Genomic DNA, 1,179 nt, shown 5'->3' with positions numbered 1-1,179 from the left:
CCAAAAATAAAAACTTGGAGTTTATGCATGTATAAAAATAAAATCACCCAAGCCCTTCTTCTAGGGGCGGGTATGGCCGTTGCTGCCACTTCTACTTTTTCTCTCGCCGCTGATGTTCCAGCGGGCACTAAGTTGGCTAAAGTTCAGGAAATCGTTCGTGGTAACGGTACTGAAGTCGCCACACTCGATCCTCACAAATCTCAAGGTGTTCCTGAGTCGCACGTTATTCGCGACTTATTGGAAGGGCTTGTGAACCAAGACGCGGATGGTAAAACTATTCCTGGCGTCGCAGAGAGCTGGGAAACCGCAGACAACAAAACCTTTATTTTCCATTTGCGTAAAAATGCGAAATGGTCAAATGGCGATCCTGTCACGGCGGGTGATTTTGTTTTCAGCTTCCAACGTGCAGTCGACCCTGTAACGGCTTCTCCTTATTCTTGGTATATGGAATATACTAAGATGAAGAATGCAAAAGATATTGTGGCAGGAACGAAAGACAAAAGTGAGCTTGGCGTTAAAGCTAAAGATGACCACACACTCGTTGTTGAGCTTGAAGATGCTGTGCCTTATTTCGTCATGATGATGGGCCACACAACCGTGAAACCCGTTCATAAAGCAACCGTAGAAAAGTTTGGTGACCAATGGACCAAGCCTGAGCATTTTGTTGGTAACGGTGCCTACGTTGTTGATCAATGGGTTGTCAATGAGCGTTTAGTATTAAAACGTAACGAGCAATATTGGGACAATGACAAAACAGTCATTAACAAAGTCACCTTTTTGCCCATAGAAAACCAAGTATCAGAAATGAACCGTTTCCTAGCAGGCGAAATCGATATCTCTTATGAAGTACCCACCGAGCATTTTAAGCGTCTGAAGAAAGAACACCCGGAATCAGTATCGATTCAGGGTAACTTGTGTACTTATTACTATCTGTTCAATACCAAAAAGGCACCATTTGACGACGTTCGCGTACGCAAAGCGATTTCTTACGCTATCGACCGTAACATTGTGAGTGATGCGATTTTAGGTCAAGGCCAAAAACCAGCTTATTTCTTAACACCTGAAATTACGGCTGGCTTTAATCCTCAAATGCCAGCATATGGCAAGATGACGCAAAAAGAGCGCGATGCAGAAGCGGCAAAATTGTTGGCTGAAGCGGGCTTTAATGAAGACAACCCT

1 protein-coding gene is annotated in these 1,179 nt (G+C 44.0%); it reads left to right on the top strand.

Annotated features, from left to right (window positions below; all coding sequences use genetic code 11):
- Positions 1–27 precede the first annotated feature (27 nt).
- Positions 28–1,179, top strand: a 1,152-nt coding sequence (locus VOR_RS0102465) for an ABC transporter substrate-binding protein (RefSeq protein ID WP_010318081.1), incomplete at its 3' end; no start/stop codon positions are given.

This window comes from Vibrio ordalii ATCC 33509 (assembly GCA_000257205.1).
GTDB classification, from domain to species: Bacteria; Pseudomonadota; Gammaproteobacteria; order Enterobacterales; family Vibrionaceae; genus Vibrio; species Vibrio ordalii.
The sequence above is the reverse complement of the archived record's forward strand: the minus strand, read 5'-3'. Positions and strand labels throughout refer to the sequence as shown.